Consider the following 14,163-nt stretch of genomic DNA (forward strand, 5'->3'; position numbering starts at 1 on the left):
GCCGCCGTGGCCGTGCGGAGCGTGGGACGTGTCGTGAGCATCAGACCCCGATCTTGCGGAGGAAGGCGGTGGCGCTCTCCTCGAGGCCGGCCATGATCCCGTCGTCGCGGAGCTCGACGCTCGCGACGACGGGCGCGCCGGGCATCATGAGCCCGTTGCTGTTCCCGCGGACGAGCTCGTCGCTGGTGACGCGGATCATGGACTCGGCGCGTCCTGCGGTGGTCCGCACGTCGATGCGGTCCACGGTCCCGACGATCTCCTGCTGGTCGGGCAGCACGACCGTGACCGTCGCGCCGGTCTCGATGCGCTCGTAGTCCGTGGGGTCCAGGGAGAACTCGGCGCTCACGTAGAGCGAGTCCTCGCGCTCGACGGTGGCGAGGACGGCCCCGGCCTGGACGAACGCTCCCTGGTCGGCGACGAGGTCGGTGACGATGCCGGACTCGGGTGCCACGAAGGTCATGGTGCCGTCGGTCTCGACGCTGAAGGGTGCGGCGTCGGCGCGGACGAGCCCGATGGCGAGGTCGTGGGCGAGCGCCTGGCTCTGGACGGAGACGATGGCGTCACCGGCGGTGACGGTGTCGCCTTCCTGGACGAACTGCTCGACGACGGTCCCTGCGTAGTCGGTGCCGACCTGGACCTCGAGGGCGGCGATGGAGGCGCTGGCGGAGGACACCTGGGTGATGCGCCGGTTGAGGACGATCGTGAAGGCGGCGACGACCGCCAGGACGAGGACGAGGCCGATGGCCACGCGCAGACGGTTGGGCCAGGTCATCGGGCACCTCCGGTGGGGGAAAGGTCGGACGAGGCCGTGGCCTCGGTGGGGGCGGGTCGGTCGCCGAGGACGCGGCGGGCGCGGCGCGACGCGCGCTTCTCGGCGCGGGCGGCCTGGGCGATCTCGCGGGCCTCGCGAGTCGCGGAGAGCAGGAAACCACCGAGGATCAGGGTGTTGGTGGCGTTCCAGGCGAGCGCGAGGCTGAAGGTCCCGTCGTTCCAGTCCTTCCAGCCGCCGACGGCGGTGGTGAGGAGCAGGAACCAGAAGAACAGCACCTGCGGGACCATGTAGTTGAACGGTGAGGTGGCGCGGCCGGCGCGGCCGGTGACGTGCCAGCTCTGCTCCTTGCGGCAGATCGCGTTCCACAGGGCCTTCGTGTAGATGGGGAAGGACACGGTGGCGAGCATGAGGACCTCCCACCGGAAGGATCCGAGCGTGAAGAACGCGATGGCGATCTGCATGACGTAGAACCCGGCGTAGTAGAGGAACCAGGTCCCGGTCCCGATGGTGAGGTTCATCGGGGTGAGGTCGAAGAAGATCTGCAGCGGTGGCACGAGGAGCAGGAGGAGCGGGCAGATTCCGGCGAGGTAGTGGGTCGCGGTGACCGTGTACTGGAGCCGCTGGTCCATGGTGAGGTTGCGTCGCGGGGACAGCGGGTTGTGCTGGAGCATGATCTCGAACCCGCCGGTGGCCCAGCGCAGCTGCTGCTTGGCGTAGGCCTCGACGGTCTCGGGGGTGTCCCCGACGGCGAGCTCCATGGGGATGTAGATGGAGCGCCAGCCGCGTTCGTGGAGCATGAGCGACGTCCACACGTCCTCGGACTTGGAGTCGGTGTGCATGCCGCCGATGTCGTTGATGGCCTTGCGGCGGAAGATGACGTTGGTCCCGACGCAGAACGCGGCGTTGAACCTGTTGCGGCCCGGCTGGATGAACCGGTAAAAGACGGCCTGCATGTAGCCGGCGCCGCGGGAGATGACGTTGTTGAGGTTGCCATACACCTGGGGTGTCTGGACGAAGGCGACGCGCTCGTCGACGAAGAAGGGCACGGTCTCGACGAGGAAGCTCGGCTTGGGCACGAAGTCGGCGTCGAAGATGACGAAGTAGTCGCCGCGGCTCAGGGCGAGGGCGTGGTTGACGTTCCCGGCCTTGGCGCCGTTGCTGGACAGGCGGCGCACGTAGCGGGCGCCGAGCTCTGCGGCGAGGTCGCGGACGTCGTCGGACCGGCCGTCGTCGAGGACCCACACGGTGTGCCGTCCGCGCATGGCGACGGCTGCGGTGACGGTCTTGCGGATGGTCTCGAGCGGCTCGCCGTAGGTGGTGATGAAGACGTCGACGACGACGGGCTTGTCCTGGAGGAACAGCGTCCAGTCCTGGGGCCGGTCCTCGGTGCCGTCGCGGATGATGTCCGCGACGTCGTGGAGGCGGTCCTGCGCGTGGTAGAAGGCGAAGTCCCGAGGGTTGTAGCTGCTCGAGAGGATGGTCCACATGGCGAGGAGCGCCTGGACCACGAGGATGGTCTCCGCGGTGATGACGAGCGCGTAGGGCAGCGGGTCGCCGATGTTGCGCGGGTTGAGGAGGAAGACGGAGTAGGCGAGGACGCCGAGGGTCGCGAGGAGCACGAGCATCATGAGCGACGGCGAGTGTCCGCCGGGCGCGGTGGTGCTGTCCTCGGGCGCGGCGGAGCTGGGCTGGGCGTCGTCGACACCGAGGGCGACCCGGAGACGCTCCTGGTCGGCCATGGTCTTGGACGTCAGCTCGCTGCGGCGCGGCGTGACGACGAGTCTTTCGAATTCTGAGATGGCCACTGTGGCCCCCCTGACTGGATCGGGCTCCCGGGGGAGCGAGACAGCGGGTGGGGACGGCGGCGGCACTGGCGACGTCTGGACGGCGGGGGGCGCTTCCCGGTCTTGCGGATCGGCGCCCGACCGCGTGCGGTCGAGGGTGAACTTGCGGACGGATGGCCCGGACGGAGTGCGCCCTGAGCCGGACCACTTCAACGTAGCCGCGTTATTCGCGGCGATCTCCGGGACAGCATGTGACGACGCGCACGTGGAGCACAAGGGGGTGCTCCTGTTAACCTTCGCCCGCTCCGAGCCACCTGGTCACCCGCTGGCGGCGCTCCCGGGGCCGGTCGTGAACACGATTCCAGGGGCAGTGACCAGGGACTTCACCCGGATGAAAAAGGGCCCGGGTCCGCTGCTCCGCGGACCCGGGCCCACCCTCGACGGGGCCTTGAAGGCGTTCTCATGACTGACAGGATTTACGTGGTGTTCACGTGATGATGTGGAAAACCGTCCACCTGATGGACTGGTGACGTCATCCCAGCTGTGGTATGACGCTCTCCGCGACGAGGTCGAGATGCTCGAGGTCGGCCAGATCGAGCACCTGGAGATAGACGCGCGACGCCCCCTGGGCGGCGACGCGACGCAGCGTCTCGGCCGCCTCGTCGACCGTCCCGGCGACCCCGTGCTCGCGGAGCTCCTGCGGGTCCCGCCCGATGGCCTCCGCGCGACGCACGAACTCGGCCTCGTCCCGTCCGACGCACAGGACGAGCGCGGCGGAGTACACGAGCTCGTCGGCGGGCCGCCCCGCCTCCTCGCACACCGCCCGGACGCGCCCGAACATGCCGCCGATCTCGTCGATCTCGGGGAACGCCGCGTTGTACTCCGTCGCGAAGCGGGCGGCGAGCGCCGGGGTGCGGCGCGGTCCGTTGCCGCCGACGATGACGGGCACGCGCGGCTGGACGGGCTTGGGCAGGGCCGGGGAGTCGGTGAGCGTGTAGTGGGTCCCCTCGAAGGTGTATCTCTCCCCCACGGGTGTGCCCCACAGGCCGGTGATGACCTCGAGCTGTTCCTCGAGGATCCCGAACCGCTTGGCGGGGAACGGCACGCCGTAGGCCTCGTGCTCGCGGGCGAACCACCCGGCGCCGAGACCGAGCTCGGCGCGGCCGCCGCTCATCTGGTCGACCTGGGCGACCTGCACGGCGAGCAGACCGGGGTGGCGGAACGTCGCGGACGTGACGAGGGTGCCGAGCTTGATGGTGCTGGTCTCGCGGGCGAGCCCGGCGAGGGTGAGCCAGGCGTCGGTGGGGCCGGGGAGGCCTTCGCCGTCGCCCATGGCGAGGAAGTGGTCGGAGCGGAAGAACGCGTCGAACCCGAGGCGCTCGGTGGCCTGGGCGACGGCGAGGAGCTGGTCGTACGTGGCGCCCTGCTGGGGCTCGGTGAAGATCCTGAGGTCCATGGCTCCACCCTAGGCACGCCGGGCGGGGTGCGCCGCGTGCTCAGCGGGGGTCGAGGCCTCGCATGCGTCGGGGGACGGCCATGTCGGCGACCGTGACGACGGCCGCCACCACGCCGGCCCAGCCGGCGGCGCGGCGCACGAGGTGGGTGCCCCTGCCCGTGCGGGCCGTTGCACCACCCGTCGTCGTCCCCGGGTGCCGCAGGAGCACGGCGGCCGCCGCGACGGACAGCGCGAGCTCGGCGGCGGACAGCACCCAGTAGGCGGCGGGGCGGTGGATCCACAGGCGCTGGAGGTCGTTGAGGCGCCCGGGTTCCGTGGGGTCGGTGGTGAGGGTGGACCACACGGTCCGGGCGAACGGCTGCGGCTCGACGCGCCGGGCTCCGGGGAGCTCGGCGGCGCTGAGCCACCCCTCGGCGACCTCGGCGGCCTCCTCGGGCAGGCCGAGGATGCGCAGGACGGTGGTGAAGGGGTCGTCGGCGTCGGGAGCGCGGAGGAGCCGGGCGAGGGCGACCGCCTCCTCCTGACCGAGACCGAAGGCCTCGACGATCGCGTCGGTGTCGGCCTGGGGCGGTTCGAACCGGTCGAACACGAGGGAGAACACCTCGGCGTCAGGGGCCTGCCCGGCGGACGGGTCCACGCGGGACCATGCGGGTCCCCACTCGTGGGCGGCGACGACCTCACCGTCGCGGACCACCCCGAGGCGCCGCCACGGGCCGTGCCGCTCCAGTCCGAGGGTGGGTGTGCTCGACGTGTAGGCGGCGACGTCGGCGAGGTCCGCGGACGGGTCGACGCCCGCCACGACGGACACGCCGTCGACCTGCGCGAACCACAGCGCCTCCTGGGTGAGGTGCGCGAGGTGGGGTGCGTCGGTGGAGCGCAGGCCGGCGCTCACCACGGCGCCGCACCGGCTCTCGATGACGAGCCCGATCTCCTCCGCGCCGGGCGTCTCGGCGGGGATGTCGAAGTCCTCGCCGACGAGGCACTCGACGTCGATGGCACGCGACAGGTACGTGGCGACGTCCTCGCCGGGGAGCGTGGGGAACGGACCACGGACGGGGTTCTCGTCGGGCGCCCAGCGCAGGACACGCCCGTCGTTCCAGCCGACCGTGCGGGCGACGACCCAGCCGGGGGCACCCAGGACGGCCCCGTCGATGGCCTCGGCGGGGACACCGAGCTGGACGAGGACGTCGGACACCTCCTCGACGGTGGCGGCCGGCACGTGCCGGATGGCCTCGTCGGACAGACGCCGTTCACCGCGCGGGTCGCGGGGAGCGACCGCGATGTACATGGGGACGAGCGTCAGCAGGTCGGGGTCGGTGGAGACGTCGTGCATGAGACGAGTCTCACACAGGGTGGGCCGCGAGGGGCAAAGGTCCCGGTCAGGGCGCGGCGCGCGTCGTCCGCGGTGCGGCTCGCGCCACGCGCGAGCACCATGGGTGCATGACACACGAGGCACGGACGGACCAGACCGACGAGCTCACCTACGACGTGGTCGTCGTCGGGGCGGGAGCCGTCGGCGAGAACGCGGCGGACAGGGCGGGGCGCACGGGGCTGAGCGTCGCCGTCGTCGAGGACGAGCTGGTGGGTGGGGAGTGCTCGTACTGGGCGTGCATGCCGTCCAAGGCGCTGCTGCGGCCGGGCGCGGTGCTCGAGGCGGCGCGGCGCGTGCCCGGGGCCGCGGGGCTCGTGCCGCAGGACCGCGTCCCGCGGGTCGACGTCGCGTCGACCCTCGGACGGCGCGACTCCTTCGCGTCGCAGTGGGACGACGCGAGCCAGGTCGAGTGGCTCGACGGCGCGGGCATCACGCTGGTGCGGGGGCGTGCCCGCCTCGTCGGACCGCGACGGCTCGAGGTCACCGGGGCCGACGGCAGCACGCGCACGCTCGTGGCGCGGTGCGCGGTGGTCCTCGCGACGGGGAGCGTCCCCACCATCCCCGACGTCGACGGCCTCGCTGCTGCCCTGCCGTGGACGAGCCGGGAGGCCACGGCGGCGCAGGACGTCCCGCGGCGCCTGGCGATCATCGGTGGCGGGGTGGTGGCCGTGGAGATGGCCACGGCGTTCAGCGACCTCGGGAGCGCGGTGACGCTGCTCGTGCGGGGCGACCGCCTGCTGCCGGGCACGGAACCGTTCGTGAGCGACGCCCTCGTCGCGTCGCTGCGCGACCTGGGGGTCGACGTCCGGCTGGGCACGCAGGCCACCTCGGTGCGGCGCGAGACGACGGCGGAGGCCGGGCCCGCCGGGGAGGTGCACCTGCGGCTCGACGGGTCGGGGTCGGTGCTCGTGGCCGACGAGGTCCTCGTCGCAGCGGGTCGCCGGCCGGCGACCGCGGGCCTGGGGCTGGACACGGTGGGGCTGACCGCGGACGACCCCGACGCCGGTCCGCACCTCGAGGTGGACGACGCGATGCAGGTGCAGGGCGTCGACGGCGGGTGGCTCTTCGCAGCTGGTGACGCCGCGGGGCGTGTAGCGACCACGCACCAGGGCAAGTACGAGGCGCGCGTCGTCGGCGACGTCATCGCGGCCCGCTTCGGGGACTCCGACGAGGCGGCGGAGGACGGCGCAAGGGCGTGGTCGAGGTTCCGGGCGACGGCGGACCACGAGGCCGTCCCCCAGGTCGTGTTCACACGCCCCGAGGTGGCGGCGGTGGGGCTCACGGAGGCCGCGGCCCGCGATGCCGGGTACACGGTGCGCACGGTGCGGTACGACCTCGGCTCGGTGGCGGGCACGGCCGTCAACGGCGACGGGACGGAGGGCACGGCGCAGCTGGTCCTCGACGAGGACCGCGGCGTGGTGCTGGGTGCGACGTTCGTGGGCCCGGACGTCGCCGAGCTCCTCCACGCGGCGACGATCGCCGTCGTCGGGCAGGTCCCGCTCGACCGGCTGTGGCACGCCGTGCCCGCCTACCCCACGGTCTCCGAGGTGTGGTTGAGACTCCTGGAGACCGCGGGGCTCTGAGCCGGGTCAGCCGAGGGCGGAGTCCGACGAGAAGACGAGGCCCAGGGTGATGGTCCCGTCGGCCAGCGCCTGCTTGGTGAGGGGGCCTCCGGCGTCGAGCGACGTGAACTCCGCGACGTCGATGCCGTAGGTCTCCTCGAGACCGAGCCCGCAGAAGGTGCGCTCGGGGCACTCCGGCGGGCCGCCCAGGACGATCCCGCCGCAGCTCGCGGCGAGGTCGGAGAGGGTCGCGACGTCGTGCTCCTCCGCGAAACCGGCGGTGACCGCGAAGGCGTTCTGGTTCTGCGCGTCGGACGGGGTGCCGACGGCGATCCCTGCGGCGTCGGTGAGGAGGGTCAACCCGGACATCGTCGCGGTGAGGTCCGTCGTGGCGACCGTCTCGGCGTCGGGGCCGTTCTCCCGGAGGTTGAGGAACTCGGTGAGGGTGCTCACGTACTCGGGGACGACGGTGACGGCGCCCGACTCGAGGTCCGCGAGGTACAGCTCCCGGTTCCCGACGTCCTGGACGGTGGCGTCGAACCCGGCGCTGTCGAGGACCTCGGCGTAGATGGCGGCGAGGGTGGCGCCCTCGGTGAAGTTCTGCGACCCGACGACGACGGACGCACCGCCGCCGACGTCGGCCGGGGAGTCGAGGCCCTGCTCGGCGACGAACGCCTCCGCGGCCTGCGCGGACGTCTGGCGGTCCACCTCGACGGCGGCGTTGAGCGCCACGAGCGCGGGGGTGTCGAGGACGGCGGAGACGGTGTCGAGGACCTCGAGCAGCTCGGGGTTCTCGGCGACGGCCTCGGCGTTCACGGCAGGGATGACGTTCTCGGGGTTCTGGAGGTTCATGTCGTCCTCGAGGGCGACGAGGCCCTCGCCGGGCACCGCCTCGCAGGTCTCGAGGTCCGAACCGCCCGCGGACGCGGTGGTGGGTGCGGGGCCGCCGGAGGAGCCGGGGTCGCCGCAGGAGGACAGGACGAGCGCGAGCCCCAGGGCCGCGGACGCGACCGCGAGGGACTGTGGACGGTGGGTGCGCATGATGGCTCCAGACGTGAGGTCGACGACTCGTATTCGATCCTGGTCCACCCTCGTCGGCAACCGGTGGAGGGCGCGCGGAGGACCGCGGTGTGCGACGTCACGCGACGCGGACGCCTCGCAGGGGCCTGGGCGTCACGACGCGCTGGGCGACGGCGAGCACTCCTTCGAGGAGGAGGCAGAGGACGGCGATGAGGATTCCGCCGGCGATGACCTGCCCGTACCGCTGCAGCCCGAAGCCCTGGACGACGACCGTGCCGAGCCCGCCGCCGCCGACGAGGGCGGCGAGGGGGATGGTCGCGACGACCTGCACGGCGGCGGTGCGCAGCCCGGCTGCGACGAGCGGCAGCGCCAGGGGCAGCTCCACGGACGTCAGGACGCGCAGGCCGGACATGCCCATGCCACGGGCCGCGTCGCGGACGTCGGGCGGCACGCCGCGGACCCCGGCGTAGGTGTTGGCGAGGATGACGGGCAGCGCGAAGATCGCGGCCGCGAGGACGGTGGGCCGGTTGCCGAAGCCGACGCCCGTCGTCGCGAAGATGGTGAGGAGCGCGAAGGTGGGCAGCGCGCGGGAGACGTTCGCCGCGAGGACCGCGGCCGGGCCCGCCTGGATGCGGGGCCGCCTGCCCGTCGTCGACCCCTGCTCGCGGTGGCCGAGCCACACGCCGAGCGGGAGAGCGACGAGCGCCGCGAGCAGGACGGCGACGAGCGTCATGGTGAGGTGCTCGACGGTGCGGTCGAGGATGCCACCGCCACGCGTCCAGTTCCACGGGTCGTTGAGCCACACGACGGCTGCTGAGACGTCGTCCATCAGCGTCCCCTCGCCCAGGGCGTGAGCGCTCGTCCGAGGAGCGTGAGGAGGAGGTCGAGGACGAGCGCGAGGGCCAGGCACAGGAGGGTCGCGGTCATGATCTGCGCCCGGTAGCCGCTACCGAGGCCACGCACCATGAGCTGCCCCAGCCCCCCGTACCCGATGACCACGCCGACGGTCGCGAGCGCCACCGTGCTCACCGTCGCGAGGCGGACGCCGGTGAGGACGCTGGGCAGGGCGTTGGGCAGCTCGACGGTGAAGAGCGTCCGGGCCCGGCTGTACCCGAGGCCCCGTGCCGCGTCCGTGACGTCCGGGTCTACCCCGCGCAGACCCACGAGGGTGTTGCGGACCACGAGGAGCAGCGCGTAGAGCACGAGGCCGAGGAGGACGGTGCTGCGGCGGTCGCGGAGCAGCGGGTAGACGACGGCGAAGAGGGCGAGCGACGGGATGGTGTACAGCACCCCCGTCGTGCCCAGGAGGGGGCCCGCGAGGCGGGGGCGCAGGTGCGCGAGGGCCGCGAGCGGGACGGCGACGAGGACCGCGATGAGCACGGCCAGGACTGTCAGGGAGGTGTGCTGGCCGAGGGCCCGGAGGATCTCCGAGGAGTTGTCCTGGACGTACGACCAGGACAGCCAGGGGTTGGCGGGGGGCTCGGGTTCCACCCCAGGAGGCTATCGGGGTGCTCTGGTGACGGCGCGCGCAGGGTGGCCCACGGGTAGTGTCGCCGCATGGCTCCCACCACGGACTCCGACTCCTCGACGGCGGAGCCGCTCATCCGTTTCCGTGCCGCGCGCAAGGAGTTCGCCAGCGGCGCGGTGGCCGTGGAGGGCCTGGACCTCGACGTCCTGCCCCACGAGCTCCTCGCCCTCGTCGGGCCGTCCGGGTGCGGCAAGTCGACCACGCTGCGCATGGTGAACCGCCTCGTCGAACCGTCGTCCGGTCAGGTGCTCCTCGAGGGCGAGGACGTCATGAGCGTCGACGCCGTGGCCCTGCGGCGCCGCATCGGGTACGTCATCCAGCACGTCGGGCTCTTCCCCCACCGCACGGTCACGCAGAACGTCACCACCGTCCCGCGCCTCCTCGGGTGGGACAAGCGCCGCGCGGCCGCGCGCGTCGAGGAGCTCCTCGACCTCGTCGGTCTCGACCCCGCGACGTACGGCCGCCGCTACCCGCACGAGCTGTCCGGCGGCGAGCGCCAACGCGTCGGGGTGGCGCGGGCGCTGGCCGTCGACCCGCCGGTGCTCCTCATGGACGAGCCCTTCGGGGCCGTGGACCCGGAGGGTCGCCGCCGCCTCCAGGTCGAGTTCCGCCGCATCCAGCAGACCCTCGGGACGACGGTCATGCTCGTCACGCACGACATCGACGAGGCCGTGAGCCTTGCAGACCGCGTGGTCGTGCTCAGCCGGGGCGGCGTGGTCGAGCAGGTCGCCGACCCGGTGACCCTCCTCGCGCGGCCGGCGAACGCGTTCGTGGAGCAGTTCATCGGTACCGGGCGGGAGACGCGGCTCCTCGGGTTCGGGCGCGTGGAGCGGCGGGACCTCGAGGCGGTCGACGGCGGGTTCGGGCTCGTGAAGGACGGTGCGGCTGCGGGGTCGGTCGCGCTCGGGGCGTCGCTGGACGACGCGCTCGCGGCGCTCTCGGGTGCGGGGCCTGCGGGAGTCACGGTCGTGGACGACGGTGGCGCGGTCGTCGGGCGCCTCACCGCGGACGGCCTCCTCGCCGCCCTGCGCCGGGTGACCTCCCCCTCCTGAGGGTTGTCCCGCGCGGCGGGTCACCTGGGCGTCGACCTCCCGTCACCTCCCGTTCGTGGGCGCGTGGTGTGCTGTGCCCGATGACAGCGTCGGAGGGTTCCGGGATCGGGGTCGCCGTCCTGCTGGTGGCGGTGGGGTTCGTCCTCACGACGGTGCACCTGGTCGTCCAGGACCGTGGACGTCACGCCCCACCCGGGAGGTACGCGCCCGAGCGGCGGGTGCCTCCCGAGGGTGTGAGTGTCCTCGTCGCGGCGCACTGCGCGGGGATGCGCGCCCGGAGCACGAGCGCCCAGCTGGTGGACCTCGTCCAGCGCGGAGCCCTGGACCTGGGCCGGGACGACGACGGCTGGTGGGTCGAGGTCCGTGACGTGGACGGGTTGGACCACGTGGAGGGCAGCTTCGTGACGGCCCTGGTGGGTGTGCCCGCCTCCGCGGGGATGCGGGCGCGGGTGTCGCGGTCGGACGGGGCGCTGCGGCATCGGGTCCGGACCGTCCAGGCGTTGGTGAACGACGTCGTCGTGCGGGACGGTCTGCGGGCCGTGGTGCCGCTGCCCGTCCACCGGTGGCCGTTGCTCGCCGGGCTGGTCGCGCTCACGCTCGTGGCGATCCGACGGGTCGCGGAGCACCCGCAGACGGCGTTCGCGGTGGTGTCGCTGGCGATCATGACGGTCGTGGTGCTCCTGCCGCCCCGGCACCGGTGGCACGCGCTCACCGACACGGGCATGGCGGTGCGGGAGCAGGTCCTGGGGATCGACCGGTTCCTCACGCCTGGGGGCTGGGTGTCCCTCGTCGACCCGCCTGCGCCTCCGAGCCCGGAGCAGCTGCGGGCGCTCCTCCCCTGGGCCGTCGTCGTCGGCCTGGAGCGGCACACGGCAGGCGTGCTGCCCGACGACGGTCCCCTCAAGGACTTCATCGCGGAGTTCGCAGCACGACCCACGAGCGATGCCGACAGCGACCACGTCCCCGGCGACGCGTGGGACCGCGTCGCCACCGGTGGCAGCCCCGCTCTGCACGACGGGGCGACCTACGCGAAGGACTGAGCGCTCGTCAGGTCTCGTCGGACCGTTCCGCGAAGAGGACCCGCGCGGCGCGGCGCGTCAGGTCCCCGACGTCCGCGCCCGGGTGGGTGGCGCGGAGGGCTCCCGACATGACGAGCGTGGCGAGGCCGTGGACGAGCGCGAAGGCTGCCAGCGGTGCATCGGCAGACCGGGGCTCGACGGTCCCGGTGCCGTCGAGGAGGACCTGCCCCGCGGCGGTGCGAGCGGCCTCGAGGTCAGGGTCCCGCGGGTCGGTGCGCGAGCTGTCGAACATCACGGCGTAGTGACCGCGCCCGGCCCCGGTGGCGAACTCCACGTACGCGACGGCCGTCTCCAGGAACGTCGGCGCTGATCGCATCGCGCGCTCGAGCCGGACGAATCCTTCGGTCGCGAGGGCGGTCAGCAGCCCGCGCCGGTCCCGGAAGTGGTGCGCGGGCGCCGCGTGGGAGACACCGGCCCGTCGGGCCAGGCCACGGAGGGTGAGCGCATCAGGTCCGTCGGCTGCGACGACGGATGCGGCCTCGCTCAGCAGCACCGCTCGCAGGTCGCCGTGGTGGTAGGGCACGGTCCATGCTAACCGCAATCTTGTCATTGACAAGATGGTCGGCGGCGCAGAGGATCGAGTCCCGACCCTGGAGGAGTCCACGTGGCACCGTTCGTCGCCCTCGTCGTCACGACCTGCATCGCGCGCGCGTTGGGCGCAGGGGTCCCGAGCCTGAGCACCCTGAGCTCGTGGTCCACGGCCACCGCGGTGGGTGTCGCCGCGATGTTCACCCTCGCCTCAACCGCGCACTTCCGCCAGCCCCGTCGCGCTGGGCTCGTCGCCATCGTCCCGACAGGGGTTCCCCGCCCCGAGCTCGCGGTGACCGTCACGGGCGTCCTCGAGATCGTCGGTGCGCTCGGGGTGCTCGTGCCGGCCACGCGCACCGTCGCAGCCGTCTGCCTCGCACTCCTGCTCGTCGCGATGTTCCCGGCCAACGTCCGGGCGGCGTCGGGGCCCGTCCACCCGTCCGCACCGACGACGCCCCTGGCTCTGCGGACCGCGCTCCAGGTCGTCTTCATCACGGCGTGCGTGGTCGCCGCGACCTGAGTCGGACCTCAGCAGGCCATGCCTACCGTGCCAGCCGGAGGATGCGTTCCTCGACCTCCACCGGGGCCAGTCCGCTCGACGTCGCCCAGCCGGCCACCATCTCGACGTACCGGGCGTAGTCGTCGGGGTGGTCGCCCCGGACCGAGATGGCGTGGACGGCGAGCCACCTGCTGATCCTCGGGTCGAGGACCGGAGCAGCGAATTGCGACCGCGCCTCACCCCGAGCGGTGATCAGGGATATCCACACGGTGATGAATGCGGGACCGAACCTGTCGACCTTTCCCTCCCTCGCATTCAGGAATAGCCTCGCCGCCACGGCGCCCTTCTTCAGCGCGATGTCAGCAGATTCTCGGAGGCGGCGGCGGACGTCCACCCGGACGAGCTCCTCCTTGGGGCGCTTGGACCCGGTGAGGATCCTCGCCGTCCGGAAGGGGCCGTGCCCCGAGGGGCCGTGGCCCCACATCATCGCGACGGTGAACGCCCCGGTCACGTCGCCCGGCAGCAGGTCACGGACGAGCCGTGCCGCGTCCGTCCGGTCCAGCTCGGCGGGCAGGTCGTCGAGCACGAGGGCGTTCTGGTCGAGGTGTCCCGTCCACTCCCGCCAGCGCTCCCTCTGATAGCAGAAAGCACGGTCCGCAGCGCTCTCCTCCTCGAGGAGAGCGGCGAGCGAAGAGGGCGGGGAGAGCATTCCTCGACAGTCCCACACGCACCTGTCGGCTCCACGCACCTTCCGGGGTGAATGTTCCCGCAGGGACTCGTTGTCCGGGATTCCTGCATTCTTCACCCGCTGCAGGCTGAGAACGAGGTGGGCGCCCATCGCGCCCGCAGCGCGAGGGCACCTCACGGACCCGGCCCGGCTCGAACGGGCAGCCACCCTCTCCGACTGCGGGCTGAGTGCGCCTTTACCGGATGGGCGCACCTTGGGCGAGGTAGGACGAGGCTACCCGTCCCCTTCCACGATGTCGCTGGCATATTCGATCACGCAGCCATGCAGATCTCCACTAAAGGACATGCCTCGGCCGTCCGAGCTGGGCGCCCAGGATGCACGACACGGTCAATGAGACTCCCAGCAGGAGCCAGAGCGCAGAGACGAGTGCACCGACGGCAAGCCCGACGTTCACGACGAGCGCGACCCACAGCACCCAGGACGCCGTATCAGGCTGGCGCCCAGGATCGAAGGATCCCTTCATCACCACGATCGCCGCCGACGCGAGGACCAGCCCTGAAAGAAGCCCGACGACGGTCACGACCCCAGAGAGCTGAGGCTGCGGCTCTCCGTCGAACGCGCGCATCGACGCGGCGAAACCACCTACGACGACGACCAGGCCGACTACATAGAGAGCTTCCAGTCCGAGAATCACGGAGGTGACTCGTCGCACGGTCTTCTCGTGGACCACGAGCACTCCGATCGGTGTGACGACTCGAGGCACCCCTCTCCTGAGGAGGCTGGCGACCTCTGTGGCCGGCAGCCACGCCACCGGCAGTGCCAA

The 14,163-nt window shown here is 72.3% G+C and carries 14 protein-coding genes; 4 read left to right on the forward strand and 10 right to left on the reverse strand.

From position 1 onward, the window contains the following. Positions 1-40: 40 nt before the first annotated feature. The 4 genes from JAV76_RS00005 to JAV76_RS00020 all read right to left on the reverse strand — a co-directional run bounded on the left by JAV76_RS00005 (position 41) and on the right by JAV76_RS00020 (position 5,345). Positions 41-772, reverse strand: a complete 732-nt coding sequence (locus JAV76_RS00005) for an efflux RND transporter periplasmic adaptor subunit (protein ID WP_198731974.1) — start codon at positions 770-772, stop codon at positions 41-43. After that, positions 769-2,577: a glycosyltransferase family 2 protein gene (locus JAV76_RS00010; RefSeq protein ID WP_307843926.1), complete on the reverse strand. Its 1,809-nt coding sequence runs from the start codon at positions 2,575-2,577 to the stop codon at positions 769-771. The genes JAV76_RS00005 and JAV76_RS00010 overlap by 4 nt, the downstream gene beginning before the upstream one ends. A gap of 511 nt (positions 2,578-3,088) precedes the next feature. Next, entirely contained in the window at positions 3,089-4,012 is a 924-nt protein-coding gene (locus JAV76_RS00015; RefSeq protein WP_198731975.1) for an LLM class F420-dependent oxidoreductase, read from the reverse strand. A 40-nt stretch (positions 4,013-4,052) separates the two neighbouring features. Continuing rightward, positions 4,053-5,345: a hypothetical protein gene (locus JAV76_RS00020; RefSeq protein ID WP_198731976.1), complete on the reverse strand. Its 1,293-nt coding sequence runs from the start codon at positions 5,343-5,345 to the stop codon at positions 4,053-4,055. A gap of 107 nt (positions 5,346-5,452) precedes the next feature. Between JAV76_RS00020 and JAV76_RS00025 the strand changes: the two genes are divergently transcribed. Next, positions 5,453-6,967 carry a dihydrolipoyl dehydrogenase family protein gene (locus JAV76_RS00025; protein WP_198731977.1) on the forward strand — a complete coding sequence of 505 codons (1,515 nt, stop codon included), beginning with the start codon at positions 5,453-5,455 and terminating at the stop codon, positions 6,965-6,967. Positions 6,968-6,973: 6 nt separating this feature from the next. Here JAV76_RS00025 and JAV76_RS00030 read toward each other — a convergent pair whose 3' ends face one another. The 3 genes from JAV76_RS00030 to JAV76_RS00040 form a co-directional block, all read right to left on the reverse strand. Continuing rightward, on the reverse strand, positions 6,974-7,987 hold the full coding sequence (locus JAV76_RS00030; RefSeq protein WP_198731978.1) for a glycine betaine ABC transporter substrate-binding protein: 1,014 nt from the start codon (positions 7,985-7,987) through the stop codon (positions 6,974-6,976). A gap of 97 nt (positions 7,988-8,084) precedes the next feature. Beyond that, the gene (locus tag JAV76_RS00035) at positions 8,085-8,795 is read right to left on the reverse strand and encodes an ABC transporter permease (protein WP_198731979.1); all 711 of its coding nucleotides are present in this window, start codon (positions 8,793-8,795) and stop codon (positions 8,085-8,087) included. Continuing rightward, positions 8,795-9,457 (reverse strand): ABC transporter permease, encoded by a 663-nt coding sequence (locus JAV76_RS00040; RefSeq protein WP_198731980.1) that lies wholly within the window; start codon positions 9,455-9,457, stop codon positions 8,795-8,797. The genes JAV76_RS00035 and JAV76_RS00040 overlap by 1 nt, the downstream gene beginning before the upstream one ends. 66 nt (positions 9,458-9,523) lie before the next feature. Here JAV76_RS00040 and JAV76_RS00045 point away from each other — a divergent pair, with 66 nt between their 5' ends. Then, positions 9,524-10,546, forward strand: a complete 1,023-nt coding sequence (locus JAV76_RS00045; RefSeq protein ID WP_198731981.1) for an ABC transporter ATP-binding protein — start codon at positions 9,524-9,526, stop codon at positions 10,544-10,546. Between the two features lie 80 nt (positions 10,547-10,626). Beyond that, on the forward strand, positions 10,627-11,586 hold the full coding sequence (locus tag JAV76_RS00050) for a DUF2207 family protein (RefSeq protein ID WP_198731982.1): 960 nt from the start codon (positions 10,627-10,629) through the stop codon (positions 11,584-11,586). A gap of 7 nt (positions 11,587-11,593) precedes the next feature. Here JAV76_RS00050 and JAV76_RS00055 read toward each other — a convergent pair whose 3' ends face one another. Beyond that, on the reverse strand, positions 11,594-12,175 hold the full coding sequence (locus JAV76_RS00055; RefSeq protein ID WP_198731983.1) for a WHG domain-containing protein: 582 nt from the start codon (positions 12,173-12,175) through the stop codon (positions 11,594-11,596). A gap of 54 nt (positions 12,176-12,229) precedes the next feature. Between JAV76_RS00055 and JAV76_RS00060 the strand changes: the two genes are divergently transcribed. Then, positions 12,230-12,673 (forward strand): DoxX family protein, encoded by a 444-nt coding sequence (locus tag JAV76_RS00060; protein WP_198731984.1) that lies wholly within the window; start codon positions 12,230-12,232, stop codon positions 12,671-12,673. Between the two features lie 22 nt (positions 12,674-12,695). On the opposite strand, the gene JAV76_RS00065 is transcribed toward JAV76_RS00060, so the two are convergent. After that, positions 12,696-13,361, reverse strand: a complete 666-nt coding sequence (locus JAV76_RS00065) for an 8-oxoguanine DNA glycosylase OGG fold protein (protein ID WP_198731985.1) — start codon at positions 13,359-13,361, stop codon at positions 12,696-12,698. Between the two features lie 313 nt (positions 13,362-13,674). Next, positions 13,675-14,151, reverse strand: coding sequence for a hypothetical protein (locus JAV76_RS00070; protein ID WP_198731986.1), 477 nt, complete (start codon positions 14,149-14,151; stop codon positions 13,675-13,677). Positions 14,152-14,163 lie beyond the last annotated feature (12 nt).

This window comes from Sanguibacter suaedae, from assembly GCF_016342785.1.
In the GTDB taxonomy this organism is placed as follows: domain Bacteria; phylum Actinomycetota; class Actinomycetes; order Actinomycetales; family Cellulomonadaceae; genus Sanguibacter; species Sanguibacter suaedae.

Excerpts from the sequence above, each read along its gene's own strand:
- JAV76_RS00020 (WP_198731976.1), bottom strand. The coding sequence starts at position 5,345 with ATGCACGACGTCTCCACCGACCCCGACCTGCTGACGCTCGTCCCCATG.
- JAV76_RS00030 (WP_198731978.1), bottom strand. The coding sequence starts at position 7,987 with ATGCGCACCCACCGTCCACAGTCCCTCGCGGTCGCGTCCGCGGCCCTG.
- JAV76_RS00065 (WP_198731985.1), bottom strand. The coding sequence starts at position 13,361 with ATGCTCTCCCCGCCCTCTTCGCTCGCCGCTCTCCTCGAGGAGGAGAGC.
- JAV76_RS00035 (WP_198731979.1), bottom strand. The coding sequence starts at position 8,795 with ATGGACGACGTCTCAGCAGCCGTCGTGTGGCTCAACGACCCGTGGAAC.
- JAV76_RS00045 (WP_198731981.1), top strand. The coding sequence starts at position 9,524 with ATGGCTCCCACCACGGACTCCGACTCCTCGACGGCGGAGCCGCTCATC.
- JAV76_RS00055 (WP_198731983.1), bottom strand. The coding sequence starts at position 12,175 with ATGACAAGATTGCGGTTAGCATGGACCGTGCCCTACCACCACGGCGAC.
- JAV76_RS00050 (WP_198731982.1), top strand. The coding sequence starts at position 10,627 with ATGACAGCGTCGGAGGGTTCCGGGATCGGGGTCGCCGTCCTGCTGGTG.
- JAV76_RS00005 (WP_198731974.1), bottom strand. The coding sequence starts at position 772 with ATGACCTGGCCCAACCGTCTGCGCGTGGCCATCGGCCTCGTCCTCGTC.
- JAV76_RS00025 (WP_198731977.1), top strand. The coding sequence starts at position 5,453 with ATGACACACGAGGCACGGACGGACCAGACCGACGAGCTCACCTACGAC.
- JAV76_RS00015 (WP_198731975.1), bottom strand. The coding sequence starts at position 4,012 with ATGGACCTCAGGATCTTCACCGAGCCCCAGCAGGGCGCCACGTACGAC.